Annotated in this window: 28 protein-coding genes, 1 pseudogene and 1 riboswitch; of the genes and pseudogenes, 14 read left to right on the forward strand and 15 right to left on the reverse strand. The window is 71.6% G+C overall.

The genetic code is table 11. The annotated features are described in order from the left end of the window. The gene (gene gcvT, locus BIU94_RS16640; RefSeq protein WP_071263448.1) at nucleotides 1-1,131 is read right to left on the reverse strand and encodes a glycine cleavage system aminomethyltransferase GcvT; all 1,131 of its coding nucleotides are present in this window, start codon (nucleotides 1,129-1,131) and stop codon (nucleotides 1-3) included. Between the two features lie 49 nt (nucleotides 1,132-1,180). Further along, nucleotides 1,181-1,286: riboswitch (glycine riboswitch) on the reverse strand. 214 nt (nucleotides 1,287-1,500) lie between these two features. On the opposite strand from gcvT, the gene BIU94_RS16645 reads away from it, so the two are divergent. The 4 genes from BIU94_RS16645 to BIU94_RS16660 all read left to right on the forward strand — a co-directional run bounded on the left by BIU94_RS16645 (nucleotide 1,501) and on the right by BIU94_RS16660 (nucleotide 3,482). Further along, nucleotides 1,501-1,875 carry a BlaI/MecI/CopY family transcriptional regulator gene (locus BIU94_RS16645; protein WP_071263450.1) on the forward strand — a complete coding sequence of 125 codons (375 nt, stop codon included), beginning with the start codon at nucleotides 1,501-1,503 and terminating at the stop codon, nucleotides 1,873-1,875. A 13-nt stretch (nucleotides 1,876-1,888) separates the two neighbouring features. Further along, the gene (locus BIU94_RS18020) at nucleotides 1,889-2,626 is read left to right on the forward strand and encodes a M56 family metallopeptidase (protein ID WP_071263452.1); all 738 of its coding nucleotides are present in this window, start codon (nucleotides 1,889-1,891) and stop codon (nucleotides 2,624-2,626) included. 96 nt (nucleotides 2,627-2,722) lie between these two features. Next, nucleotides 2,723-3,205, forward strand: coding sequence for an FBP domain-containing protein (locus tag BIU94_RS16655; protein WP_071263454.1), 483 nt, complete (start codon nucleotides 2,723-2,725; stop codon nucleotides 3,203-3,205). Between the two features lie 22 nt (nucleotides 3,206-3,227). Beyond that, nucleotides 3,228-3,482, forward strand: coding sequence for a hypothetical protein (locus BIU94_RS16660; protein ID WP_071263457.1), 255 nt, complete (start codon nucleotides 3,228-3,230; stop codon nucleotides 3,480-3,482). 56 nt (nucleotides 3,483-3,538) lie between these two features. On the opposite strand, the gene BIU94_RS16665 is transcribed toward BIU94_RS16660, so the two are convergent. Next, complete coding sequence (locus BIU94_RS16665; RefSeq protein WP_071263460.1) at nucleotides 3,539-4,423, reverse strand: LysR substrate-binding domain-containing protein; 885 nt, start codon at nucleotides 4,421-4,423, stop codon at nucleotides 3,539-3,541. A 68-nt stretch (nucleotides 4,424-4,491) separates the two neighbouring features. Between BIU94_RS16665 and BIU94_RS16670 the strand changes: the two genes are divergently transcribed. The 3 genes from BIU94_RS16670 to BIU94_RS16680 all read left to right on the forward strand — a co-directional run bounded on the left by BIU94_RS16670 (nucleotide 4,492) and on the right by BIU94_RS16680 (nucleotide 5,706). Further along, nucleotides 4,492-4,980, forward strand: a complete 489-nt coding sequence (locus BIU94_RS16670; protein WP_071263469.1) for a GNAT family N-acetyltransferase — start codon at nucleotides 4,492-4,494, stop codon at nucleotides 4,978-4,980. A gap of 65 nt (nucleotides 4,981-5,045) precedes the next feature. Further along, a complete protein-coding gene (locus BIU94_RS16675; RefSeq protein ID WP_071263471.1) occupies nucleotides 5,046-5,504 on the forward strand; it encodes a GNAT family N-acetyltransferase in 459 nt (152 codons plus the stop codon). A 16-nt stretch (nucleotides 5,505-5,520) separates the two neighbouring features. Then, a complete protein-coding gene (locus tag BIU94_RS16680) occupies nucleotides 5,521-5,706 on the forward strand; it encodes a hypothetical protein (protein ID WP_071263473.1) in 186 nt (61 codons plus the stop codon). Nucleotides 5,707-5,845: 139 nt separating this feature from the next. Here BIU94_RS16680 and BIU94_RS16685 read toward each other — a convergent pair whose 3' ends face one another. Further along, nucleotides 5,846-7,033: a MalY/PatB family protein gene (locus BIU94_RS16685; RefSeq protein ID WP_071263648.1), complete on the reverse strand. Its 1,188-nt coding sequence runs from the start codon at nucleotides 7,031-7,033 to the stop codon at nucleotides 5,846-5,848. 188 nt (nucleotides 7,034-7,221) lie between these two features. Here BIU94_RS16685 and BIU94_RS16690 point away from each other — a divergent pair, with 188 nt between their 5' ends. Beyond that, entirely contained in the window at nucleotides 7,222-7,998 is a 777-nt protein-coding gene (locus BIU94_RS16690) for an isocitrate lyase/phosphoenolpyruvate mutase family protein (protein WP_071263475.1), read from the forward strand. A gap of 83 nt (nucleotides 7,999-8,081) precedes the next feature. Here the strand turns inward: BIU94_RS16690 and BIU94_RS16695 are convergent, their stop codons facing one another. Both BIU94_RS16695 and BIU94_RS16700 read right to left on the reverse strand, forming a co-directional pair. Next, nucleotides 8,082-9,938 (reverse strand): amidase family protein, encoded by a 1,857-nt coding sequence (locus BIU94_RS16695; protein WP_071263478.1) that lies wholly within the window; start codon nucleotides 9,936-9,938, stop codon nucleotides 8,082-8,084. Next, the gene (locus BIU94_RS16700) at nucleotides 9,935-10,768 is read right to left on the reverse strand and encodes a cohesin domain-containing protein (protein ID WP_071263480.1); all 834 of its coding nucleotides are present in this window, start codon (nucleotides 10,766-10,768) and stop codon (nucleotides 9,935-9,937) included. Before BIU94_RS16700 ends, BIU94_RS16695 begins: the two co-directional genes overlap by 4 nt. Before the next feature lie 378 nt (nucleotides 10,769-11,146). Between BIU94_RS16700 and BIU94_RS16705 the strand changes: the two genes are divergently transcribed. Then, complete coding sequence (locus BIU94_RS16705) at nucleotides 11,147-11,434, forward strand: hypothetical protein (RefSeq protein WP_071263482.1); 288 nt, start codon at nucleotides 11,147-11,149, stop codon at nucleotides 11,432-11,434. A gap of 76 nt (nucleotides 11,435-11,510) precedes the next feature. Here BIU94_RS16705 and BIU94_RS16710 read toward each other — a convergent pair whose 3' ends face one another. Both BIU94_RS16710 and BIU94_RS16715 read right to left on the reverse strand, forming a co-directional pair. Next, nucleotides 11,511-12,953: a PQQ-binding-like beta-propeller repeat protein gene (locus tag BIU94_RS16710; RefSeq protein WP_071263483.1), complete on the reverse strand. Its 1,443-nt coding sequence runs from the start codon at nucleotides 12,951-12,953 to the stop codon at nucleotides 11,511-11,513. Between the two features lie 92 nt (nucleotides 12,954-13,045). After that, nucleotides 13,046-13,510 carry a phage tail protein gene (locus BIU94_RS16715; protein WP_071263484.1) on the reverse strand — a complete coding sequence of 155 codons (465 nt, stop codon included), beginning with the start codon at nucleotides 13,508-13,510 and terminating at the stop codon, nucleotides 13,046-13,048. A gap of 152 nt (nucleotides 13,511-13,662) precedes the next feature. Between BIU94_RS16715 and glgX the strand changes: the two genes are divergently transcribed. Then, the gene (gene glgX, locus BIU94_RS16720) at nucleotides 13,663-15,681 is read left to right on the forward strand and encodes a glycogen debranching protein GlgX (RefSeq protein WP_071263486.1); all 2,019 of its coding nucleotides are present in this window, start codon (nucleotides 13,663-13,665) and stop codon (nucleotides 15,679-15,681) included. Between the two features lie 98 nt (nucleotides 15,682-15,779). Here glgX and BIU94_RS16725 read toward each other — a convergent pair whose 3' ends face one another. From BIU94_RS16725 to BIU94_RS16740, 4 genes are all read right to left on the reverse strand, one after another. After that, the gene (locus BIU94_RS16725) at nucleotides 15,780-16,193 is read right to left on the reverse strand and encodes a hypothetical protein (RefSeq protein ID WP_071263489.1); all 414 of its coding nucleotides are present in this window, start codon (nucleotides 16,191-16,193) and stop codon (nucleotides 15,780-15,782) included. Between the two features lie 158 nt (nucleotides 16,194-16,351). After that, nucleotides 16,352-16,723 carry a hypothetical protein gene (locus BIU94_RS16730; protein WP_071263491.1) on the reverse strand — a complete coding sequence of 124 codons (372 nt, stop codon included), beginning with the start codon at nucleotides 16,721-16,723 and terminating at the stop codon, nucleotides 16,352-16,354. 12 nt (nucleotides 16,724-16,735) lie between these two features. Beyond that, entirely contained in the window at nucleotides 16,736-17,809 is a 1,074-nt protein-coding gene (gene ychF, locus BIU94_RS16735) for a redox-regulated ATPase YchF (protein ID WP_071263493.1), read from the reverse strand. A gap of 59 nt (nucleotides 17,810-17,868) precedes the next feature. Further along, on the reverse strand, nucleotides 17,869-18,426 hold the full coding sequence (locus tag BIU94_RS16740; protein ID WP_071263497.1) for a hypothetical protein: 558 nt from the start codon (nucleotides 18,424-18,426) through the stop codon (nucleotides 17,869-17,871). An 89-nt stretch (nucleotides 18,427-18,515) separates the two neighbouring features. On the opposite strand from BIU94_RS16740, the gene BIU94_RS16745 reads away from it, so the two are divergent. From BIU94_RS16745 to BIU94_RS16760, 4 genes are all read left to right on the forward strand, one after another. After that, on the forward strand, nucleotides 18,516-18,989 hold the full coding sequence (locus tag BIU94_RS16745; protein WP_071263499.1) for a hypothetical protein: 474 nt from the start codon (nucleotides 18,516-18,518) through the stop codon (nucleotides 18,987-18,989). 56 nt (nucleotides 18,990-19,045) lie between these two features. Beyond that, nucleotides 19,046-19,681, forward strand: coding sequence for an exonuclease domain-containing protein (locus tag BIU94_RS16750; RefSeq protein ID WP_083404942.1), 636 nt, complete (start codon nucleotides 19,046-19,048; stop codon nucleotides 19,679-19,681). Nucleotides 19,682-19,773: 92 nt separating this feature from the next. Continuing rightward, the gene (locus tag BIU94_RS16755; protein WP_071263503.1) at nucleotides 19,774-20,532 is read left to right on the forward strand and encodes a GntR family transcriptional regulator; all 759 of its coding nucleotides are present in this window, start codon (nucleotides 19,774-19,776) and stop codon (nucleotides 20,530-20,532) included. Beyond that, nucleotides 20,529-21,212: a hypothetical protein gene (locus BIU94_RS16760; RefSeq protein WP_071263505.1), complete on the forward strand. Its 684-nt coding sequence runs from the start codon at nucleotides 20,529-20,531 to the stop codon at nucleotides 21,210-21,212. The genes BIU94_RS16755 and BIU94_RS16760 overlap by 4 nt, the downstream gene beginning before the upstream one ends. 3 nt (nucleotides 21,213-21,215) lie before the next feature. Here BIU94_RS16760 and BIU94_RS18165 read toward each other — a convergent pair. The 4 genes and pseudogenes from BIU94_RS18165 to BIU94_RS16780 form a co-directional block, all read right to left on the reverse strand. Further along, nucleotides 21,216-21,347, reverse strand: a pseudogene (locus tag BIU94_RS18165) (tautomerase family protein); the annotation flags it as partial. A 59-nt stretch (nucleotides 21,348-21,406) separates the two neighbouring features. Beyond that, nucleotides 21,407-22,654, reverse strand: a complete 1,248-nt coding sequence (locus tag BIU94_RS16770; protein ID WP_083404933.1) for a Gfo/Idh/MocA family protein — start codon at nucleotides 22,652-22,654, stop codon at nucleotides 21,407-21,409. Then, the gene (locus tag BIU94_RS16775; RefSeq protein WP_071263515.1) at nucleotides 22,651-23,763 is read right to left on the reverse strand and encodes a transaldolase family protein; all 1,113 of its coding nucleotides are present in this window, start codon (nucleotides 23,761-23,763) and stop codon (nucleotides 22,651-22,653) included. Before BIU94_RS16775 ends, BIU94_RS16770 begins: the two co-directional genes overlap by 4 nt. Beyond that, nucleotides 23,760-24,629 carry a sugar phosphate isomerase/epimerase family protein gene (locus BIU94_RS16780; RefSeq protein WP_071263517.1) on the reverse strand — a complete coding sequence of 290 codons (870 nt, stop codon included), beginning with the start codon at nucleotides 24,627-24,629 and terminating at the stop codon, nucleotides 23,760-23,762. The genes BIU94_RS16775 and BIU94_RS16780 overlap by 4 nt, the downstream gene beginning before the upstream one ends.

A 24,629-nucleotide genomic window follows, 5' to 3' on the forward strand; every position in this document is an offset into this window, starting at 1 on the left:
TCAGCCTTTCGTGGCGCGGCGGTAGAAGGGGAACGCGGTGACGGCGCTGGGGATGGCCGTACCGCGGACGTCGATGTGCAGGACCTGTCCCCCGTCGGACACCGCGGCGAGCGCGGCCGGGTCGACGTAGGCCATGGCGACGGGGTGCCCGAGCGTCGGCGAGAGCGCCCCGGAGGTGACGGTGCCGACGACCGTGCCGTCGAGCACGACGTCGTACCCGGCGCGGGGTGCGCGGCGACCCTCGGTCACCAGGCCGGTGAGCACGCGGGCGTCCTCGGCGGGGGTCACCCCGGCGGCACCGACGAAGTCGCCGTCCTTCGCCACGACCCGGCCGAGCCCGGCCTGTGCCGGACGGACGTCGGTGCCGAGCTCGTGCCCGTAGAGCGGCATGCCGGCCTCGAGGCGCAGGGTGTCGCGTGCTGCCAGCCCGGCGGGGACGACACCACGGTCGGCACCGGCCTCGAGCAGGGCGTCCCACAGGGTGCCGGCGACCGTCGGGTCGACGTACAGCTCGAAGCCGTCCTCGCCGGTGTACCCGGTGCGGGCGACGAGGACCTCGGCGCCGTCGAACAGCGCGTGCAGGGCGCGGTAGTAGCCGAGCTCGTCGAGCGGGGTCTCCGGCTGCAGGCGGTCGGCGACCACGAGGGCGTCGAGCGTGCCGGCGGCGGCGGGGCCCTGGATCGCGACGAGCGCGGTGGTGTCGGAGTCGTCGGAGACCTCGACGTCGAACCCGCTGCTGCGCTCCTGCAACGCCGCGACCGCGACGTCGCGGTTCGACGCGTTGGCGACGACGAGGAAGACGTCCGTGTCCGTGCGGTACACGACGAGGTCGTCGAGGATCCCGCCGTCGTCCGCGAGCAGGAGCGAGTACTTCGCGCGGCCGACCGGCATCGCGCCGAAGGAGCCGGCGAGCGCGTGGTCGAGGAACGCGACCGCCTCGGGGCCGGTCACCCCGACCTCGGCCATGTGCGACAGGTCGAACACGCCGGCGGCCGAGCGCACCGCGTGGTGCTCGGCGAGGTCGGACGAGTACCGGACGGGCATGCGGTAGCCGGCGAAGTCGGTGAACGTGGCACCGGCGGCTTCGTGCGCGGCTTCGAGCGGTGAGGATCGCAACGGGGACGGACTCATGGCGGAGTTCTCCTGGCATCGACAGGACCCGGCGACGATCGCCGGGTGGAACTCCCCCTCTGTCATGGGCCTGAGAGTTTCACCGCGGCCCGTGAGGTCCGGCGGCTTTCACCGTGGGCGAGACGACCGAGCGTCTGCTTTTCAGAGTGGCCTGTCCGCTGCGGTGTGGGACCTGAGAGATTGACGGGGGGATTGCTCCTTCGGTGCCGTGCGTGCGCCCGAGGGCACGGCGTGCCCGGGGGCACGTGCACGGCGTCTCCCGCGACGGATGAGCGGCCGGTGTGTTCAGTTGTCCGCCGACGAGCATAGCGAGGCCGCGTTACGGGCGTGTGTCGGGGCCGGGCCTTCGACATCTCGTAGAATGCGGGGATGGCCGGACAACGATCGCGCCCCCGTGGGCAGCTGGAGCAGGCGGTGCTCGACGCGCTCCGCTCCGCCGATGCCGGGCTCACCGCACGCCAGGTGCTCGACGCGTTCCCGGAGCCCCGCCCCGCGCTGACGACCGTCCTCACCGTGCTCGACCGGCTCGGGCGCAAGGGCCAGGTGGAACGGGAGCAGCACGACGACGCTCCCCTGACCTTCCGTGCCGTGCACAGCCGCGACGAGCAGACCGCCTCGCTCATGTCGAGTGCGCTCGCCGCCTCGTCCGACCGCGAGGCCGCACTGCTGCGCTTCACGGGTTCGCTCGCCTCCGACGACCTCGAGGCCCTGCGCCGCGCGCTCGACGCCCGCGCCCGCTCCTGACCGGCACTGCACCGTGGTCGTCACCGGCATCGTGCTCGTCGTCCTCGCCCTGCTGGTCGTCGTGTTCGCGCCGCGGGTGCTGACCCGGTCCGCCTGGACGATCGACCGGCCGCGGACCGCCCTGGTGTGCTGGTCCGTCGCCGTCCTGCTCGGCGTGGTCGGCTTCGTCGTCGGCATCGCCCTCGTCGTGGTCGCGGACCGTCCGGTCACCGACCTCCTGGGCGGAGACGGGTCGCCCACCCACGGCTTCAACGTCGGCGTCGCCGTGCTCGCGGTGCTCGCGTTCGTCGTCGCGGTCCGGGTGCGCCCCGGCCCCGAACACGAGGCCGTCCGTCGGGCGATGCGCTCCGGCGTCGCGCCGCACCGCGAGATCGACGGCACGCCCGTCGCCGTGGTCGAGGCCGACCACGCACTGGCGTGCGCCGTGCCCGGTCGGAGCGGTGGCGTGCTCGTCAGCACCGGCTTGGCAGACCGGTTGCGCACCGACGAACTGGAGGCCGTGGTCGCCCACGAACGCGCCCACCTGACCCAGCACCACGCGATCGCGGTCGGGGTCGCCGAATCGATCGAGCGTGCGGTCCCGTGGGTGCCGGGCGCGCGCGCCATGGCGCGCTCGACGCGTGTGCTCGTCGAGTTCGCAGCCGACGACGCCGCGGCCCGTCGCGTCGGACGCGACGCCCTGCGCCGGGCGGTGCTGGTGGCGGACGGGACGGGTGCGCTCGGGGCGATCCGCGCCTCCCGCCTGTCCTGAGCAGCGCCACCGCGGACGATCCGAGACAGCACCCACACCGGCGCGCCTGTCCTGGAGCAGCGCGCTGTCGGGGGCGAGGCATACAGTGGTCGCACCGTGAAGCCACTGACCGAAGCCGACATCCGATCGTCGTTCGTGAACGCCACCCCCGACGAGCTCGCGCAGCTGCCGATCCCCGGCCTGCACGAGATGCTCTGGGACGAACGCGAGTTCCTGGGCTGGCGTGACCCGCAGGCCGCTCGCCGCGGCTACATCGTCTCCTGGATCGACGACCGCCCCGTCGGGATCGTCGTCCGCTCGGCCGGCGGGTCGTTGCGCGCCGGCATCGCCGCGATGTGCTCGTTCTGCCACTCGCCGCAGCCGGCCACCCAGGTGCGCCTCTTCTCGGCGGCACGTGCCGGCGAGTCCGGCCGGAACGGGAACACCATCGGGTCGTACATCTGCGAGGACCTCGGCTGCTCGATGCTCATCCGCACCGCGCCGCCGCACCTCAACCCGCCCGCGACGATCGCGATGCGCGGTGAGGCCCTGCTCCAGCGGGTGCAGAACTTCACCGCCGACATCATGAAGACGGCCTGAGCCGGATCGGCACCGTGGCCGCGTGAGCCGCTTCAGCACCGCCCACTGGGCCGTCGTCGAGGAACTCGGTGACGGCCGCTGGCGGCTGACCCTGCGCGACGAGGCCGACGACGAGCTCGGGGCGTTCGGCCTCGGCGTCGAGGGGCCGTGGGACCCGGACGTCGAGCCGCACGTCGGCTTCGTCCTCGTGCAGCTCGGGCTCACGCTGCGGGGCGCGCGGCCGTGGTCCGTCGACGAGCTCGGCGACCACCGTGCGCCGGTGCTCGCGCTCGGCTGACCCGTCCGCTGCTGCTCGAGAGTGGGAGACCCGGCGTCCGACCCGGCGTCTCCTGCTCAGTCGGCGTCGACGAAGTTGCGCAGGATCTCGCGGTCGTCGTCGGCGCGCATCGCCCACGACAGTTCGCTGCGGTGCTCGCTCCCCCGCAGGGGCAGCAGCGCGACCGTGTCCGGCGCGGCGAGCGCAGCGCTCTCCGGCAGGACGGTCACGCCGAGGCCGGCACCGACCAGGTGCAGGACGGTCGCCCAGGTGGTGGCCTCCTGCACGACGACGGGCCGTCGACCCCCGGCGGTGACCGGGGCGAGGTTCCGCTCGGTGGCGAGCGAGCCCGCCGCGGCCGGGAAGAACACGAAGGGGTCGTCGACGAGCTCGGTCCCCCGGATCGCCGTCCGCCCGGCGAGGCGGTGGTCGCGCGGGACGGCCGCCAGGAACGCCTCGGTGCGGAACGGCAACAGCCGGACGGCGGAGTCGGGGTCCGCGTCGCGGACGACGGCGAGGTCGAGTTCGCCGCGGACGATGCGGGCGAGCAGGGTCGACGAGTACCCCTCGGTCAGCTCGACGCGCACCGACGGGTACCGCGCCCGGAAGGCCTGCACCCGCTCGATCGGCCCGAGCGGCAACGCCGACACCACGAAGCCGAGGTCGAGCCGCCCGGCCTCGCCGCGGCCGACCCGGACCGTCTCGTCGAGGTCCCGGCGTGCCTGCTCGACGAGCGACCGTGCCCGTCCGTGCAGCACCCGCCCCGCCGCCGTGAGCGCGACGCTCCGGCTCGTGCGGACGAAGAGGTCGACGCCGAGTGCACGCTCGGTGCGTCGGATCTGCTGGGACAGGGCCGGCTGCGCGACGTGCAGCCGCTCGGCCGCCCGCCCGAAGTGCAGCTCGTCGGCGACGGCGAGGAACGCACGGAGCTGGCGGAGGTCGACGTCCGGGTCGTGATCCATGCACCCAGCGTATCGATCCGACGGAACGAGTATTGGACGCGACTCCATGCTCGGTGGAGGATCAGGACATGACCGAAGCGACCCCCACCGTCACCATCACCGACCTCGCGAGCCCCGCCGACGCGGAGGCGTTCCGCGTGCTCAACGAGGACTGGGTCACGCGCCACTTCACCCTCGAGGACGCGGACCGTGCGATCCTCGCCGACCCGGTCGGCCATGTGGTCGAGCCCGGCGGCGCGGTGTTCGTCGCCCGCCTCGACGACGAGGTCGTCGGGTGCATCGGCATCGCCCCGACCGCACCCGGTGTCTTCGAGCTCGTCAAGATGGCCGTCTCCCCCGAGCACCAAGGGCACGGGCTCGGCCGTCGCCTCATCGCCGCGGCCCTCGACCGCGCTCGTGCGCTCGGGGCGCACCGGGTCGACCTCGAGAGCAACGCGAAGCTCGCCAGCGCGGTCCACCTGTACGAGGCGTTCGGCTTCCGGCACCTGCGCGCCGACGAGGTCGCCCCGAGCCCGTACGCCCGCGCCGACGTGCACATGACCCTCGCCCTCGACTGACGCCCCCACACCACGATCGCCGGAACGCTGACCACGGGACGCCCGCGGTCGATAGCGTCCAGGAGATGCACATCACCGAGCGCGCCGACACGCACCTGGACCCCCTGGTCGAGGTGCTCTGGCGCGTGCACCTCGGTGGGTACCCGGCGTCCTGGCCCGAGGACCCGGCCGCGTGGCTCTGCCCCGACGGGTCGCTCGGCGCCTGGGTCGCCGTCGACGACGACGACCTCGTCATCGGCCACGTCGGACTCGCGGTGCCCGAACCCGGCCGGATGCCCACGGTGACACGGCTGTTCGTCGAACCGGACCGCCGCGGCGCCGGTGTCGCCGACGCCCTGCTCGAGGCCGCCGAACGCGCCTGCCCCGGCACGCACGTGCGGCTCGACGTCACCGAGGAGACCCCGGCCGCCTGGCGCCTCTACGAGCGGCACGGCTGGCGGCTCACCGGCCGCGGTCCCGCCGACTGGTGCAAGCCGACCGGCGAGGTCCCCACGATGCGCTACTACGCGAAGCGCGTCGGCTGACGGGTACGCTCGCGGCATGGCGACCTACGAGGTGCAGGCGGTCCGCGAGCGCGGCGCGTGGCAGGTGTTCATCGACGGCTTCATGGTGACCGAGGTGTCCCGCTGGCCCTCCGTCGGTTTCGTGGCCCGCGAGCTCCTGGCGATGGACCGCGACGACGAGCTGCACATCAGCGTCGTCGGGCGCAACCAGTACGTCGCCTGACCGCCGCGCCTCTCCCGCCTCTCTGCGCTGCGCGCGGCTCCGCGCAGCTCCGCGAGTGAGCAGAAGACGTCGAGTGCGCGCCGCAGACCCGACACCTCCTGCTCACTCGATGCCGACGGCAGCCACGAAGCGCCCGTTCTCACGCGACGTGCCAGACCAGCCCCTCCTGCGTGCTCGACGGGTACGCCGACGCGATCCGGAACACGGCCTCGCGCAGGGTCTCCGGTGAGCACGCCAGGTTGAGGCGCACGAAGCCGCGGCCCTGCGCCCCGAAGCCGAGCCCCGAGTTGAGGGCGACGTAGGCGTGCTCCCGGATCGGCACCGCCGGGTCGTCGCCGAGTCCGATCCCCCGGAAGTCGAGCCAGGCCAGGTAGCCGGCGCGCGGCCGCGTGTAGACGACCCCGGGCAGGTGCTCCGCCAGCAGTTTGGCGAGCAGCCGGTCGTTCGCGACGATCCGGGCGACGACGTCGTCGAGCCAGTCCGTCGCCAGGGTGAACGCCGCCAGGTTGGCGTGCAGCCCGAGGATGCTCGTCCGGCACGCCACTTCCTCCCACAGGGTGTCGAGCAGGGCCGCGGTCCGGGCGTCGCCGGCGACGATGACCGAGCACTTCACCCCGGCGAGGTTCCATCCCTTGCTCGCCGAGGTCACGCACACGCTCCGCGCACCGAGCGGCTCGGCGACCATCGCGAACGGCGTGAACTGCACACCGGGGTGGGTCAACGGCGCGTGGATCTCGTCGCTGATGACGAGGACGTCGTACTTCGCGGCCAGTTCGGCGATCGCGACGAGGTCGGCGCGGTCGTGCACGAGGCCGACGGGGTTGTGCGGGTTGCAGAGCAGGAAGACGCCGACCCCGCCGGCGAACGCGCGCTCGAGGCCCTCGAGGTCGAGCCGGTACCGCCCCCACTGCTCGAGCAGCGGGACCTCCTCGACCTGACACCGCGCCTCGTCGACGAGCTCGAAGAACGGCGGGTACACGGGCGGCGTGATCGCCACCCGGCCGCCGTCGGGCAGCGCGAGCCGCAGCGACTCGACGATCCCGACGCTGACGTCGGTGGCCAGGTGGATGCGGGTCGGGTCGACCTCCCAGCCCCAGCGGTCGAGCGCGAACTGCGCGAACGCGGGAGCGAGCGGCCCGGGGCCGTCGAGGTACCCGAGGTCGGACTGCGAGACCCGTTCGATCAGCGCCTGCCGGATCGCCGGCGCGACGTCGTGGTCCATCTCCGCGACGAACAGCGGCAGCACGTCGGGCGCGTACCGCGTCCACTTGATGCTCGTGCGCACCCCACGGAGCGTCCCGACCGGGTCCTGCTCGTCGTTCGCCATGCGTCCCAGCATGCATCGGACACCAGGCCCGGCGCGACTCCGGCCGTCATCCTGCGTCGTCTCCGGGTCGGTGCGCGGTCGCGGTCGCATCGTGAGCAGGAACGGTCGGGTCGCGTTCGCCGACTCGACCATCGCTGCTCACCGGGTGCGCGTGACCCCGGACGCACGACCCGCCTACATTCGCTTCCATGAGCACGAGCACCGCCGAGAAGGCGACCACCCTCAAGCAGCTGCACCAAGCCCCCGAGATCCTGCGCGTCGTGAACGTGTGGGACGCGATCAGCGCCAGGACCGTGAGCGACCTGCCCGACACCAGGGCGATCGCCACCGCCGGGCACTCGATCGCGGCCTCGTTCGGGTACGACGACGGCGGGATGCCGCTCGACGTCGCCCTCGCCGGCGCCGCCACCATCGCCGCCGCGACCGACCTGCCGGTCACCGCGGACCTCGACGACGGCTACGAGGACCCGGCCGAGACGATCCGGCGCGCCATCGCCGCCGGCATCGTCGGCGCGAACGTCGAGGACCGGCTCCGCCCGTTCGACGAGGCCGTCGCCAGGGTCGCCGCGATCACGAAGGCGGTGGAGGCCGAGGGCATCGACTTCCAGCTGAACGCCCGCACCGACGCGATCGCCCGCGGCGGCGACCGTCCGATCGACGAGAGCATCGCGGACGCGATCGCCCGCGGCAAGGCGTTCCTCGATGTCGGCGCCCCGCTCGTCTTCGTGCCGGGCGCGATCCAGCGGGACGTCGTCGAGCGGCTCGTCGACGGGCTCGGCCGCGGCAAGCTGTCGGTCATCGGCCTGCCCGGCGCCCTGCCCGCCGCCGAGTACGAGGCGCTCGGCGTCGCCCGCATCTCCTACGGTCCGCTCACGCAGCGCGTCGCGCTGCGTGCGCTGCGCGACCTGGCGACCGACCTGTACGCCGACGGCGTCGTGCCGGAGGACACCCCGACCCTGAACTGACGGAGCAGACGGACGGGAGGCCCGGTGCCAGCTGGCACCGGGCCTCCCGTCCGTCCTGTGGTCCCGATCGCGACCCGCTCGGCTCAGCCGAGCGCCGGGTACAGCGCGGGCGTGGTGCGTGCGTGCGTCTCCTGCTCGAAGGCGTAGCCGAGGCCGATGACCGTGCTCTCGTCGAACGAGCGGCCGAGGAACTCCAGGTTCACACCGGCACCGGTGATGGTGTCGTCGGCTGCGATCGCCTGCCCCATCGGGACGGTGATCGCCGGCATGCCGGTGTTCGGGCTGAGGCGCATGTTCGTCGACTGCGTGCCGTACGGCGTGCCCGACGGGTAGACGAGCGCGTCGAGGTCCTGGTCGTCGAGCATCTGCGTCACGAGCTGCTTGCCGGTGGCGAGCTGCGTCGTGTGCGACCCGGTCGGGCCGGCCCACGCCTGGTACTGCGCGTCGGTGATCACGTCGCGCGACTGGTACGTGCCCTTGCGGCCCGGCACGTACTCGCCCGAGGCCACGATGCCCTGCAGCGACCGGGCGGTCACGTCGGGGTCGAGGTGCTTCGCGACGTACTCGTCCAGGTCGTGCTTGAACTCGTTCGTGCTGCCGCTGCCCTCGGACAGGACCCGGTTGAAGGCCGTCGTCGGGGTGATCGGGACCACCGTGGCCCCGGCTGCCTGCAGCTTCGCGACCGAGGCGTCGAACAGACGCTTCGTGGTGGCGTTCGTGCCGACCATGCTCGTCACGTAGCCGATGCGGGCGCCCTGCAGCGAGTCGGCGTCGAGCGACGACGTGTACGAGGTCGGCACCTTGCCGGCCTGGGCACTCGTCGCCGGGTCGGCCGCGTCCACGCCGGTGACGGCGTCGAGCGCGACCGCCGCGTCGGTCACCGAACGCGTGATCGGGCCGCCGGTGTCCTGCGACAGGGCGAGCGGGATGATGCCGTCGCGGCTGGTCAGGCCGACCGTGGGCCGGATGCCGACGAGCTGGTTGTAGGTCGACGGCACGCGGATCGAGCCGCCGGTGTCGGTGCCGAAGCCGATCCCGGCGAGGTTCGCGGAGATCGCCGCGCCGGTGCCGCCGCTCGAGCCACCGGCGGTCTGCGCCGTGTCGTACGGGCTGGCGACCAGGAGCGACGAGCCGGCGGGCTGGTTCGACGAGAACTCCGAGACGAACCCGTAGGCGAACTCGTCGAGACTGGCCTTCGCCAGGATCACGGCACCCGCGTCGCGCAGGCCGGTGACCATGGCGGCGTCGGTGTCCGTCTGGTTGTCGTCCCAGCAGCCGCAGCCACCGGTGGTCGGCATGTCCTTCGTGTCGTAGTTGTCCTTCACCGCGATCGGCACGCCGAGCAGCATGCTCGTCATGCCGTGCTCGGCGCGCTCCGCGTCCGCCGTCTTGGCAGCGGCGAGGGCGTCGGCGTTCGTGGTGATGATCGAGTTCAGCGCACGCCCGGTCGACGCGGTGTCGACCGTGGTGCGGTCGTAGGCGGCGATGCGGTCGAGGTAGTCCTGCGTGATCGCGACCGAGGTCGTGACGCCGGCGTTCATCGCGGCCTGCATGTCGACGGTCGACGCCTCGACGAGTTGGAAGGGGCCGTCGTCGTAGATCATCCGCTGGGACAGCGCGGCCAGGTCGTCGACCGTGATCGTGCCGTCCGCGTCGGTGTCCGCGGCGCTGACCGTCGCCCAGTCGGGGCTCGTGCTCGTCGCGCCGAGGTGGTCGGTGAGCACGGTCAGGTCGGCCTGGGTGACCTGGTCGTCGCCGGTCAGGTCGAGGTCCGTGTAGTACGGCGCGAGCATGGCGGCCGGGCTGGCGTCGACGGCTGCGGGTGCTGCGGCGGCCGTGATCGCGGGCGTCGCCGCGAGGGCTGCGCCGACGAGGGCGATGAGCGAGGCGCCGGCGACGGCGGAGCGTCGCTTGCTGCGGGCCTGCGTGCTGGCGGTCATTCGGCTGCTCCGGTGCGCTCGCGGCGGGCACGACGTGCCCGCAGGGTGATCAGGGTGCCGCCCGCGGCGAGGAGGGCGAGGGACGCCGCGACCCACGGGGCGACGTCGGCGCCCGTCCACGCGAGTTCGCCGCCGGTCGGACGCTCGTCCGCTCCGCCCGCGGGGACGGCGGTGGCACCGCTCGTCGGGTCGGTGGGGTCGGTCGGGTCGGTGGGGTCGCTCGGGTCGTCCCCGTCGCCGTCGCCGGGCTGCGCGCTGGCGCTCGGCGTCGGCTGGGCGGGAGCGGTCGGCGCGCTCGTCGGCGCCGGACCCGCGGTGGGTGCGGCCGCGATCGTCACCAAGGTGCTCGCCGGGTCGGTGAGCGTCGTGGTCCCGCCGTCCGGGTCGACGAGGGTGATGCGGGTGACCGACAGGTCCGCGGAACCGGCAGCGGTCGGCTCGAGCGTGACCGACGCTGCGAGGTCGCCGTCGAGCGCGGGCGACGTGCCGAGGCGGGTGTGCAGGATCGTCAGGGTGTCGCCGTCCTGCTCGACGCTGTCGAACCCGCCGTCCGGACCGGTCACACTGTCGTCCTGGTAGCGCACGAGGTCGGCGTCGGCGTCGAGGGTGATCTCGTAGGCGTAGACGTCCTCGGTCGCCGGGATCGAGAGGTCGACGTCGAACGCGGTGCCGACGGTCGCCGAGGCGGGCGCGTCGATGGTGGCCGTCGACGCGGTGGGCGCTGCCAGGGCCGGGGAGGCCGTCAGGGCGGCGAGGCCGATCGCCCCGGCTGCGACGAGCGTCGAGGAGACGATCGTCGCGCGGGGGCGCAGCCGTGTTCGGTGCTGCATGGGCGCAGGTCCTTCGGAAGGGGGGATCGGGTCCTGAGCGGGTACTCAGTGGTCCGAAAGCTAACGGGGCGCTGTTTCGGGGACCGACCCCGCGCGTTTCCGCCCGGTTACACCGCGATCGACCTGGACAAGCCCGCAGTCGCTGCGTATAGTGTTTCTTTGGTGCACTGCAGCGAACCCATCTGACTCGCGCACACCATCGTCTCGAACCGACTCACCCGAGTCGCATTCCCACGAGACCACCGCTCGATCCGAACGGACGAGCTGCACGTTGAAACTCGACGTGTGCGCCCCGCACTCGATGCGTCGCGCCGGACTCAGCCGTCCGCCGACACCGAGTCGCCCTGGCGCCGAACGACCAGGAAGTACCGCAACACCATGACCAGCAACGAACGAATCACCGTCTCCGGGACCGCCCTCGCGGCCCCGACCATCACCCCCGACCGCATCGCCGAGTTCCCGGTGCGCGACGACCGCTCGCAGCGCGAGTACCTCGTCCGCATCGACGCCGACGACCTGTCGGTCTTCATCACCCGGGGCTCACGCCTCGACGCCGTCGGCGAAGCCGGCTGGACCGTGCCGGGCCGCTCCTGGCAGGGCGAGGCCAGCCGCACCCTGCTGCAGGCACAGTCCGTGCACGCCGGCGAGATGGCGCTGGCGGCCTAGGCCCCAGGGACCAGCACCAGCACCACCGCGGAGCGCCGCCGGGTCCGCCCGGCGGCGCTCCGTCACGTCCGGGCCGTCAGCCCTCGATCTGGAAGCCCAGCAGCGCTTCCTTCGTCTGCACGACCTTCTGCCCCGTCTTCCAGTCGTCGGGCATGTCGGACGCCGCCCGCACGGAACCGTCGGTCCACGACTCCCCCGACGCCCGTCCCGCTGCGTCACACGGGCTCCAGACGATCCCGAGCTGGAACTCGGTCACGGGGTTCTGGGGGTTCGACGACTCGGGCCCGTTCCAGCGGGTCGGACTCTTGCACGCGGTGAGGTCGTCCGCGGGCACCCGTCCGCTCTGCCCGTCGGTCGAGAGGATCGCCGCGCCCTTCGCGTCCTGGTAGACCCACGCGTCTTCGAGGTTGCCACGACCCGCTTGGCCACGGGCGTTGGCGAGCGACGTGACGCCTGCGAGGTCCTTCGACCACCGGTCCTTCCCGGACGAGGCGTCGATCCCGGCAACGACGAGCGCACCCTTGCCCAGGTCGAAGCCGGCGTCGTCGTCCGCGGCGCTGAACGACACCGCTCCGCGGCAGACCATCAGGTCAGCCCCCGTGCAGAGCGCCCCCGTCGTCGACCAGTTGCGGGAACCTGTCTTCCCGTCGATGGACACGAGCGTGAAGTCGTCGACGGACATCGTCTTGCCGTCCGCCGTCTTTGCCTCGGTCATGTTCAGCAAGAGGTCGTCGCTGTCGGGGACGGTGTCGACGGCGCGGAGCCGCCCGGCAGAGTCGATGTCCTTCCCGACGAGTCCTTCCGCCTCGACCTTCCAGAGGTCCTGCCCGTCCACACGACGCCCGAACCACGCCGTTCCCGATGCGTCGGTGTAGCTGTAGACGCCCTCGTCGATGACGTCGGTGGGCCGCCCGTCCACCTCGGTGGTCACGGGCCCGACCTGCCCTGTGTCGACGTTGAGCTCCTTGGAGACCCACGACTCGGACGCGAGGTCCCACGTCGAGTAGCAGACGTCGCGGTTCAGTCCGCAGTTCCACACACCGGCGACCCAGTCCTTCGGGGCGTGCCAGATCACTTCGCCGGTCTGCACGTCGGCGACGACGAGCGTGTGCTGGTAGTAGTCGATCGAGGCGTCGAGCTCCGCCGGAGTCAGGTAGGCGACCAGGTCCTTGCCTCCGGCGCCCTCGGTCGTGACGACCGAGAAGCCGGTCCACTTCGGCACGACGGCGCCGGTGCTCGACCGCCTCGACCAGCGCTCTTCCCCGGTCGCCGTGTCGACTGCGACCATGCGCAGCTCGTCGGTGCCGTCGTACACGAGGGCGGTCCCTGCCACGAACGCCGGGCTGCTGACCGGGGTGATGTCGAGGGACCACTCAGGGGTCACTGCAGCGTCGGCCGAGAACGGAGCCGCCAGGTCGACCTTCTTCGGCTCTGCGGTCGCCGAGCACCCCGCGAGGGCGATCGATGACAACAGGAGCCCGGCGAGCGGGAGGAACAGGCGCGAGGACAGCAGTGGCACGCGGTCAACCTACCGAAGCATGACGATTCCTCGTGACCCTCGTTCGGGTGTGCCGCATTGCAGGAGCCCCGTCGACGCCGTGTGTCGGCCCGTCAGTACTCGCCCTTCACCACGAAGTACGAACCACGGATGGTGCCGGCAAGCTTCGACTTCTGCCGCGCGAACTTGAACGTGTCCGCCAGCTCGTCCGGCACCTCCATGCCGTCGGACAGCTTGAAGCCCACCGCCCGCTTGCCGCCCGGTTCGAGGGCGTAGAGCACGTTGACCACGAGGCCGGACTCGTGGAAGACGTACGTCCAGCGGAGGCCGTCCACCAGCGCCTCGGTCGCCTCGAGCGGTGGCGAGGCGATGACGATCCCCCGCTCCTCGGCGAGGACCCGGCGCACGTACTCGACCAGTTCCGGCACCTCGGCGGCCGGGTCCGTGGTGAACACGTGCGCGTACTTGTTCGAGAAGTACCGCGCCTCGTTCGCCCGCAGGCCCGCCAGGGCATCGGCGACCGGGGAGCGCTCGAGCCCCACCGTGGAGACGTTCACGAAGTCGACGACGTACGACATGGGGCCTCCTCGGGCAGCTTCCTCGCGCGGCTTCCTCGGGAAGCGCGACGAGGCGAATCTAGCCCACGCTGCCCGCCCGCCACGATCGATCGCGAGGGCTCGGGGTACGTCCTCCGGCCGAGGGCACAGTCGCCGACCGGTAGAAGGACGTCATGCCCCTCTCTTCCCGCACTCCGCTCGGCGTCACGCTCGTGGACGGCGGCGCCAACGTCGCCCTGTTCTCGAGCACGGCCGAACGCGTCGAGTTCTGCACCTTCGACGACGACGGCACCGAGCACCGCACCGAGCTCCGCAACCGCACCGGCTACACCTTCCACGACGTCGTCCCCGACGTCGCCGTGGGCACCCGCTACGGCTTCCGCGTCCACGGCGCCTGGGACCCGGCCAACGGCCTCCGCCACAACGCAGCCAAGCTGCTGCTCGACCCGTACGCGACCGCCGTCGACGGGACCTACGAGTGGGGCCAGGCCCTGTTCGGCCACGACATGGACGACCCCGAGCAGATCGACGAGACCGACTCGGCGAGCGCGATGCCGAAGTCCGTGGTCGCGGACCGCTCCTTCGACTGGGCCGACGACGTCCGCCCCGCCACGCCGCTGACGGACACCGTGTTCTACGAGGTCCACGTGAAGGGCTTCACGAAGCAGCACCCGGACGTGCCCGAGGAGATCCGCGGCACCTACGCCGGACTCGCGCACCCGGCAGCGATCAAGCACCTCACCGACCTCGGGGTCACCGCCGTCGAGCTCCTGCCGACGCACCAGTTCGTCCAGGACTCGACGCTCGCCGACAAGGGCCTGCGGAACTACTGGGGCTACAACTCGATCGGGTTCTTCGCGCCGCACGACGAGTACTCGGCCTCGGGCAGCGCCGGGCAGCAGGTGGCCGAGTTCAAGGAGATGGTCAAGGCCCTGCACGCCGCCGGGCTCGAGGTCATCATGGACGTCGTCTACAACCACACGGCCGAGGGCAACCACATGGGCCCGACGCTGTCCTTCAAGGGCATCGACAACGCCTCGTACTACCGCCTGGTCGAGGGCGACGAGGCGAACTACTTCGACACCACCGGTACCGGCAACAGCCTCAACGTGTCGCACCCGTCGGCGCTCGGCCTCATCACCGACTCGCTCCGCTACTGGGTCGAGGAGATGCACGTCGACGGCTTCCGCTTCGACCTCGCGACGACCCTGACCCGCCAGGACGGCGAGGCCGAGAAGCACTCCGCGTTCCTCGACATCATCCACCAGGACCCGGTGCTCCGCGAGGTCAAGATGATCGCCGAGCCCTGGGACACCGCGGGCTACCAGGTCGGCGGCTTCCCGGCCGACTGGTCGGAGTGGAACGGCAAGTACCGCGACGACCTCCGCGCGTTCTGGCGCGGGGACGAGGGCACGCTCGGCGACGCCGTGCAGCGCGTCCTCGGCAGCCCGGACGTCTACGAGGGGTCGCGGCGCTCGCCCCTCTGCTCGGTCGACTTCGTCACCGCACACGACGGCTTCACCCTCGCCGACCTCACCATGTACGCCGAGAAGCACAACGAGGCGAACGGCGAGGACAACAACGACGGCGAGAGCAACAACACCTCGTTCAACGGCGGCATCGAGGGCCCGACCGACGACGGCGCGGTGAACGACTACCGCGACCGCCAGCGGCGCAACTTCCTCGGCACGCTCCTGCTCTCGGCCGGTGTCCCGATGATCCTGGGCGGCGACGAGATCGCGCGCTCCCAGGGCGGCAACAACAACGCCTACTGCCAGGACGACGAGATCTCGTGGTTCGACTGGGCCGCGGCGGACCAGGACCTGCTCGCGTTCACGACCGCGGCGATCGCGTTCCGGAAGCAGCACCCGGCACTCCGGCCCGAGTGGTACCGCACTGCTCCCGGTGACTCCGAGTCGACCGTGCAGGTGCTCCGCGCGGACGCGCAGGGCTTCGAGGACGGCGACTGGGCGGACGTCGGCAACCGCGCGGTGATCCTCCTGCTCACGCAGGGCGACGACACCGTCGCGGTGCTGCTGAACGCCTCCGAGACGACCGTCGAGTTCACCCTGCCGGAGCGTCCGGGTGGCGGCAGCTGGTCGCTCGGCCTGTCGAGCGACCCCGACCAGGAGGTCTCGGGAACTGCGGCATCGCTGCTCGTCCGCGACGCGTCCTTCACGGCGCTGGTCTGATGCACGGGGCGCTCCCTCCGGTTCGCCGGAGGGAGCGCCCGACCCTCCACGGCTCCCGCACCGCTCAGGAGGCGTGACGTGGCGACACCCGCAGCGTCCTACAGGACCTCGAGCCCATCGGCCTGCCGCTTCCCCCGCGTGACGGCTGCCATCCACCCCCAGGTCTGCGTGCGCTTCCCGATGTAGCCAGGTCCGAAGAACCGTTCCTGGCCCTCGTCTGCCGGCGGGCTGTTCCCGACGACCTCGAGACCGCCCTCGGTGAACACCTCGATGCGCGTCATCGCCCGTCGGAGGGGAGCCGCTGTCCGGACGTCCGCAGGGCCGGGCGGCAGCGATCCGCGCCAGTCGAGCAGACCGACGATGAAGTACGACCGCGCACGCGGAGCGAGTTCGAGCACCTGCAGGCACGCCCAGCCGGCCGTGTCGCCCTGCACCGGGATCAGGTCCCCGACGGTCAGTGCGGTCGCGGACCGCGGCGTGAACGGATACCCCTGCTGCTGATCGGACCCCATGCGTCGCAGGCTACCGGCCGGCACGGAGGGCTCGCACGCGCTGACGGTCCCGGTTCATCGACCACGGGGATCGTGCACCAGAACCGTGAGGACCTGCGGAAGCAGCCGCCCTCCCCCACCGACGGGGGTTCCGGGGTCCGCGCTCCGACTCGAGCGCCTCACTCGTGGCCGTCGAACCGGTGACCGATCTGCGGGTCGTAGAGCGGCAGTCCCAGGTCGACCACCGCCGAGATGACGACGTTCCACTGCTCCGGCTCCAGGCCGTAGCAGGTCGCGGTCACCATCTGCGCGCCGTAGCCGACGTCGATCGCGCCGCCGTCCCCCGGAGCGGCGAGCATCGTCTGGCCGGAACCGCCGGCCAGGGTGGGCTCGGCCTCCCAGTCCGGGAACGCCGCGATGAGCGCCGCCTCGATCGCAGCGGGCTCGAGTGCCTCAACCTCGGGGACGACCTCGCCGTTCACGAGTCGCTCGTACACCCGAGCGGAGTCGAGCCGCTCACTCGTGCGCCAGAAGGCGAACTGCTGGCTCATGCGGCCCCCGTCTCAGTTGTTGAAGCGGAACTCCACCACGTCGCCGTCCTGCATGACGTAGTCCTTGCCCTCGATCCGGGCCTTGCCGGCGGCGCGGGCATCGGCGATGGAGCCGGTCTCGACCAGGTCGTCGAACGAGATGACCTCGGCCTTGATGAAGCCCTTCTCGAAGTCGGTGTGGATGACGCCGGCTGCCTGGGGAGCCTTCCAGCCCTTGCCGATCGTCCACGCGCGGGCTTCCTTCGGACCGGCCGTCAGGTAGGTCTGCAGGCCGAGGGTGTCGAAGCCGATGCGGGCGAGCTGGTCGAGGCCGGACTCGGTCTGGCCGGTCGACTCGAGCAGTTCGGCGGCGTCCGCCGGGTCGAGGTCGATGAGCTCCGACTCGACCTGGGCGTCGAGGAAGACCGCCTGGGCGGGGGCGACGAGTGCGGCGAGCTCGGCCTTGCGGGTGCCGTCGGTCAGGATCGCCTCGTCGACGTTGAAGACGAAGATGAAGGGCTTGGCGGAGAGCAGTCCGAGCTCGGCGATCGGCGCGAGGTCGATCGAGGTCGCGGACAGCAGGGTGCCCTGCTCGAGCGCGGCGCGGGCCTCGCGGGCGGTCTCGAGCACGATCGGCTCGGCCTGCTTCAGCTTGACCGTCTTCTCGTAGCGCGGGAGCGCCTTGTCGATGGTCTCCATGTCGGCGAGGATCAGCTCGGTGTTGATGACCTCGAGGTCGTCCTTCGGCGAGACCTTGTTCGCCACGTGCACGACGTCGTCGTCGGTGAAGCCGCGGACGACCTGCGCGATGGCGTCGGCTTCGCGGATGTTCGCGAGGAACTTGTTGCCGAGCCCCTCGCCCTCGCTGGCGCCCTTGACGATGCCGGCGATGTCGACGAACGACACCGGCGCGGGCACGGTCTTCTCGGAGTGGAACAGCTCCGCGAGCTGGTCGAGCCGCGGGTCGGGCAGGTTCACCACGCCGACGTTCGGCTCGATGGTCGCGAACGGGTAGTTCGCCGCGAGCACCTGGTTCTTGGTCAGGGCGTTGAACAGGGTCGACTTGCCGACGTTCGGGAGACCGACGATTCCGATGGTGAGAGCCACGGGAGCACAGCCTACCGGCGGCCGCCCGTCGGGGCCGACCCGGGCCTCCCGTCCGACCGTCAGGAGACGGGACGCGGCCCGCCCAGGCCGGCCACGCGGCGTTCCACCAGGGCGAAGACGTCCGCCTGCAGGCGCTGGGACCGTCGCCAGTCGCCCGCCACCTGGAGCGCGTGGTCGGCACGGTCGACGGTCTGGAGGCGCGCTGCCGTCCCCGGGACGCGCTGCGGTTGCCAGAGGGGATCGTCGGAACCCCCGATCGCGTCGTGCACGTCGGGTGCGGCGGCGAGCGCCGTCGCGACGGCGTCGAGGGAGAGGACGGGGGTCAGCCAGACGCCGGGCACGCCGTTCCGGACCGCCCACGGCAGTGCGCAGCAGCCGAAGGACTTCGCGACGACGAGGTCGGGCAGCCGGCCGCCGAGGGCGGCGTCGACGGCGCGTTCGACGAACCCGACCGGGTCGGCTCCCGCTGCGTCGTCGACGACCCACGAGGGGGCGACGACCTCGCAGCCGGCGGCCTCGGCGACGAACCGCGACCACCAGAGCAGCGGCGCCTGCTGGCCGTAGCCGGACCCGGCGAGCAGCAGCACGAGCGGTCGTCGGTCGTCCTCGTTCCCCATGGCGTCCAGAGTAGGGCGGCACGTGTCCCTTCCGGCAGTGGCACCGTGGGGGTCGTCGCCCCACCGGGTGGCGGGAGTGGAGGACGACGATGTGGTTCGAACGTGATCGACTCGGGGTGCACACGCTCGGGCTGTCCCACCGCGAGCAGCAGCGGTACGTCACCCGGCAGACGGTCGCGGCGCTCGAGCAGCTGCCACCGGGCGAACTCGACGACCTGCACGAGGCTCTCCGCGACGTGGAGATCGCCCTGCTCGTCGACCTCGACCCCGAGGACGACGGGATCGATCACGACGAGGAGGACCGGTTCCGCATGGTGGCCCCGCCGCGCAACGTGGCGTTCCCCACCACGACGGCGGACTCCGCGGCGGCGTTCGCGACCGCGTTCGCGGCGCACGTCGCGTCGGTGCCGGAGCGCTGGCGCCTCGATGCCGCGGCGATCGTCTTCGAGGTCGTCGGCCGGGTCCTGCTCCCCCACTCGGTGCGCGAACACGCCCGCCGGCGGTCGACGTGGGCGCTCACCGCGCGGCGTCGTCGGGGCTCGCGTCGTTCACGACGCCGCTGACGCAACGCCGGGCGCGCGTTCCGGCGATGTCGGCACCGCGTGCGACGATCGAGGGCGTGCCGTTGAACTTCACTGCGATCGACTTCGAGACCGCGAACAGCTCGCCCGCCAGCGCGTGCTCGGTCGGACTCGTCAAGGTCCGCGCGGGCCGGGTCGTCGACCGGGCGTCGTGGTTCATCCGGCCGCCGCTCGGCCACGACGCGTTCCTCGAGTGGAACACCCGGATCCACGGCATCGTCGCGTCCGACGTCGTCGGCGCGAAGTCGTGGGAGCAGCAGTACCCGGACATCGTGGCGTTCGCCGAGGGCGACGTGCTCGTGGCGCACAACGCCCGCTTCGACATGGGTGTCATCGCCGGCGGGTGCTCCGCGACCGGCACCGACCTCGCCGAGCACCACTCGCTGTGCTCGCTCGCGGTCGCCCGCAAGACCTACACGCTCGACTCGTACCGGCTGCCCAGCGCCGCGATGGCCGCCGGGTTCGCGGGCTTCCAGCACCACGACGCAGCCGCCGACGCCGAGGCCTGCGCCGCGATCGTCGTGCACGCCGCAGGGCACCACGGCGCCGACACCGTCGAGGCGCTCGGCGCCGCGACCCGGGTGTCGATCGCGCCGGTCCGGGCGCGCGACGAGAAGCCGAAGGGCACCGCGCAGCCGCGGCTGTCGAACCGACCGATGGTCTTCTCCGACTGACGGCCCCAGCCGGGGCGCCGCACCCCCGGTGGTATTGTCACGACAATGCCGTCGGCTCCGACGCCGGTGTCCCGCAGGTGTGGAGGACCGCGATGCCCAACGAAGGCCAGCTGCCGTCCGACCTGTTCATGGACCTGGACCGGTCGGGTCCCATGCCCCTCTACTTCCAGGTCGCCTCGCGCATCGAGGAGTCGATCCGCTCCGGTGCGATGCCCCCCGGGGCCCGGCTCGAGAACGAGATCGCCCTCGGTGAGCGGCTCGGGCTGTCGCGGCCGACGATCCGTCGCGCGATCCAGGACCTCGTCGACAAGGGCCTGCTGGTCCGCCGTCGCGGCATCGGGACCCAGGTCGTGCACGGCCCGGTGACGCGCAAGGTCGAGCTCACGAGCCTGTACGACGACCTGGCGCAGGGTGCACAGGCGCCGGCGACGAAGCTCCTCGAGCGCAACGACGTCCCCGCATCCGACGCCGTCGCCGCGGCGCTCAGCATCGAGCCCGGCACGACCGTCGCGCACATCCGACGCGTGCGGTTCGCCGAGGACGTCCCGATGGCGATCCTCGAGAACTACCTGCCGCCGGAGTTCCTCGACCTGACCGACGACGACCTGCAGGCACACGGGCTGTACCAGCTGCTGCGCGGCCGGGGCGTCACGATGCGGGTGGCGAAGCAGCGGATCGGCGCCCGTGCGGTCACGGACGACGAGGCCGACCTGCTCGAGATCGAGGACGGCGACCCGGTGCTCACCATGAGCCGCACCGCGTACGACGCCTCGGGCCGGGCGGTCGAGTACGGCGTGCACTGCTACCGCCCGGACCGCTACTCGTTCGAGGTCACGCTCGTCGACAAATGAAAGACCGCACCGAGTACTTCGAATCGGAGGAGGGCCGGGACCTTACGAGGGCCATCATGGCGAGCCTCACGAGGTCGGTGATCCGCAAGGGCTTCATCGATCCGGTCGGCAAGACCCGCGAACAGACCGAATGGGAAGCTGGCCGCTTCTTCCTCGAGCACACGAAGGACCGTGGAAGCATTGGTATGGTCATCGACCACACCGAAGACGTCCTCCGAAAGGCACGTGAATTCCGGGACTCTGGGGAATGGGATTACTCGATCGTCTTCTACGCGATCTTCCTAGAGCACTGGTGTAACGGCTTCATACTCGATGCCGAAGACGACGAGGTTGCGGCGCGTCCGGTTCTCAGACACAAGAGTCCGGTCGAGAAGCTCCGGATCAGCTGGCGCAAGGCCGAAGAGGCACCGCTTCCACCCGACTTGCTCGCGGTCGCTCGGGCGGTGTTCGAGCGAAGGAACGAATTCGTGCACTACAAGTTCCCCACAGAGCCTGACGAAGGCGTTCCTGACATCGAGGGCGACACGAACCGCGAGATTGCGTTCCTCGCTTCAGTCGAAGATCTCGTCTCGCGGCTGCACGAAGTGGAAGACACCTACTTCTACCAGGGGCGAGCCGCAGAATTCGGCGACCGGAGTGGTCGACCTGGGCCCGCGCCCAGCCAAATAGAGCCTGATTGACCATCAGGCGAACGATGGGATCCCGACTTCGCCGGTGACGTGCTGCGCCCGGCCGAAGCCGAACGACCAGTCATCCGGCCCGAGCACGACGTACCCGATGAAGACGTCCTCGGAGGCGACACCGACCCCCGCGAGGCCGAGCCTGCGAGGCCGTCGGCACTCGGCGGACCGCGCACGCCCGGGAGATCGGGGGCCTAGATCACCGGGGTCGCCGCCGCGTAGGTGAGCGGCCCGTCGACCCGCGCGACGTCGTGCCACGCCCCGTCTCCGAGCGAGGCCTCTGCCGCTTCCACGATCGACGCCGCCGCCAGGCCGTCGGCGACCGACGGCGCGAGCTGCTCCCCGCGCCGGACGCTCGCGATGAACTGCGCGGCCTCGACGGTCTTCAGGTCGTCGTACCCCATGGCGGTGCCGGCGCCCGGCTGGAAGCGGGCGAACTCACCGTCCCCCGCGGCCACGTAGTGCGTCGCGTACCCGTCGACCTCTTGCCCGTCGAGGAAGACCTCGAGCTCGTTGAGGCGCTGGAAGTCCCACCGCACCGAGCCCCTCGTGCCGTAGACCTCGAGCGTGTACTCGGCGTGCGGACCCCGCATCACCCGGCTGGAGTCCATGGTGCCGACGGCGCCGTCCTCGAAGCGGAAGAGCAGGGCCGCGTAGTCCTCGTTCTCGACGGGCTTCCGCTCCCCCGTCGCGGCGGCGCTGCGGTCGACGATGCCGGCGCCGGGCAGCGGGCGGTCAGTGATGAAGGTCTCGGCGAGCGCCGTCACGGACGAGATCCGGCCGACGACGTACTGCGCCAGGTCGAGCCCGTGCGAGAGCAGGTCGCCGAGGACGCCCGAGCCGGCACGCTCCCGCTCGAAGCGCCAGGTCAGCGGCGCCGCCGGGTCGGACGAGTAGTCGGCCAGGAGCGACCCGCGGACGTTCGTGATGCGGCCCAGCCGCCCGCTGCGGACGAGGTCCCGTGCCCGTTGGATCGCCGGGGCGTGCCGGTAGTTGAAGCCGACGCTCGTGATGACGCCCGCGCGCTGGACCGCCTCGTGGATCTGCCGGGAGTCGCTGGCGTACCGGCCCATCGGCTTCTCGATCCAGAACGGCTTGCCCGCCTCGGCGGCGGCGACCGCCATCTCGCGGTGCAGGAAGTTCGGCGAGCAGATCGAGACGACGTCGACCTCGGGGTCGGCGAGGACCTCGTGGTGGTCGGCGACGGCGCGCTCGTAGCCCAGGCGGGTGACGGCCTGGTCGCGCGCCGCCTCGATCGGGTCGGCGGCGACCACGAGCCGGGGCTGCACGCCGAGCTCCGGGAAGTGGTCGGGCAGGGCGCGGTAGGCACGGGAGTGCAACCGGCCCATCCAGCCGACCGAGATGAGGCCGACGCCGATCGTGGCAGGGCGTGCGGGGGCCGGCGCGGCTGCGGCTGCCGCTGCGGGTGCGTCTGCGCTCATGCTGCCGGCACGATGATGTCGCGGACCAGGGCGTCGAGCTTCGCGTCGGCGTCGAGGAACTGCCGCAAGGTGGTCACCGTGGCACCGAAGCGGTCGAACTCGTCGATGGTCATGCCGTCGACGTCGTAGCCCCGGGCGAACTCCGGCGTGGCCGCCCGCAGCGCGTCGATGACGTGGGCGGGGACCTCGTCGTGGATGGCGTCCGGCCGGAAGGGGAACGCGTTCTCGTTGATGTCCTTCGTCCACTGGAACGGTGGGGACACGACGAGGTCACCGCCCTGGAACTCCGACCACTGCAGCGGGTTGCGGAAGGCAGCCACGAGCACGCGCGACCGGAAGCCGCGCTCCTGGAAGACCCGGTACGCCTGCTTCACCGCGGCGACGCCGGCCCACTCGAGGATGCCGGGGTCGACCATGACGTGGTCGCGTTCGACGACCGTCTTCAACCAGTCGTCGAAGCGCCCGGCCATCAGCGTGACGACGTGGCCGAACTCCTGCCCGGGCCGGCCCTCGGCAGCGCGACGGTCGAGCGCCCGCTCGATCGCCTCACCCACGGTGACGACCTGCGGCACGGTGAACGACACGGTGGCGTTGATCGAGACACCGCGGTACGCGGCCTCCTCGATCGCGGCGATGCCGACCTTCGTGGCGGGGATCTTCACGATGATGTTCGGGGCGAGCTGCGAGAACCGCACGGCCTGCTCGACGAGCGCGTCCTGGTCGCGGTGGAACCGCGGATCGGTCTGCATGCTCAGCCGGCCGTCGCGGCCACCCGACGCCTCGAAGGCGGGCAGCAGCTGCTCGGCGGCGGCGATCGAGAGCTCCTCGACGGCCTTCCAGCCGATCCAGGACTCCCCCGCGGTCGGGTGCTCGGCGGCGATCTCGCGGATGCGCGGCACCCACGTCTCCGGGTCCTGCTGGATGCACGTGTAGGCGATCACCGGGTTGCACGTCGCCCCGACGGCGCCGTACTCGTGGATCGCGGTGGACAGCTCGCGCGGATCGGCGGAGTCGTTCCACAGCGCGGTCACGGTCTGCGACGCGGCCTGCAGCGTGACGGGTCGGACGTCGGCGCCGGTGGGCGTCGGGGCCTCGAGGGCAGTCGTCATCGGTTCAGTCCCTTCGTGATCGTGTCGAGCTGGAAGCGTGAGACCTCGTCGGCGTTCTCGTCCTCGGCGAAGACGCTCGACACCGCGACGGTGTCCTCGCGCGCCGTGAAGCCGACCCGGTCGAGCGCGGCCCAGAAGGCGTCGAAGTCGACGTCCGCCTGCCCCACGGGCAGGTGCTGGTGCACGCGCACGGGGTTGCCCGGCGGGTTCGTGATGTAGCGGAGGCCGTGCGACCGTCGGTGGTCGTAGGCGTCGGCGACGTGGACCAACTGCAGCGAGTCACCCGCGGCGTCGATGATCTCATCCATGTTGCCGCCGTAGTGGAAGGTGTGGCAGGCGACGTAGACGAACCCGACGTGCTTCGAGTTCAGGCCGCGGATCACCCGGAGCGCCTCGAGGCCGTCCTCGACGAAGTCGTCGGGATGCGGGTCGATGAGCACGCGGAGCCCGGAGTCCTCGATGATCGGCAGGAGCTCCTCCATCGAGCGGTAGAAGGCGTCCTCGGACTCCTCGGGGAGCTCGGGGCGGCCGGAGAACTCGGTGTTGATCGTGTCGACGCCGAGGCGCTTCGTGATCTCGATGACCCGCTTCCACTTCGTCACCGCGGCTTCGCGGGCGGCACGGTCGGGCCCCGACCACCGGAGGACCGGCAGGACCGACGCGACCTGGACCCCGGCCTTCCGGCACGCGGCCGCGAAGGCGTCGACGAGGTCGTCGTCGGCCTTCGGGTGCCGGTGGAAGGGGATGAAGTCGCGGTGCGGGGTGAGCTGAAGGTGCTCGTAGCCGAGGTCCGAGACCTTCTGCGGGAACTCCAGCAGTGACAGGTCGTGGTGGAACGGCGTCGGGTCGAGTGCGATCTTCGGCAT

It is taken from the genome of Curtobacterium sp. MMLR14_006 (assembly GCF_001864985.1).
Classification (GTDB): domain Bacteria; phylum Actinomycetota; class Actinomycetes; order Actinomycetales; family Microbacteriaceae; genus Curtobacterium.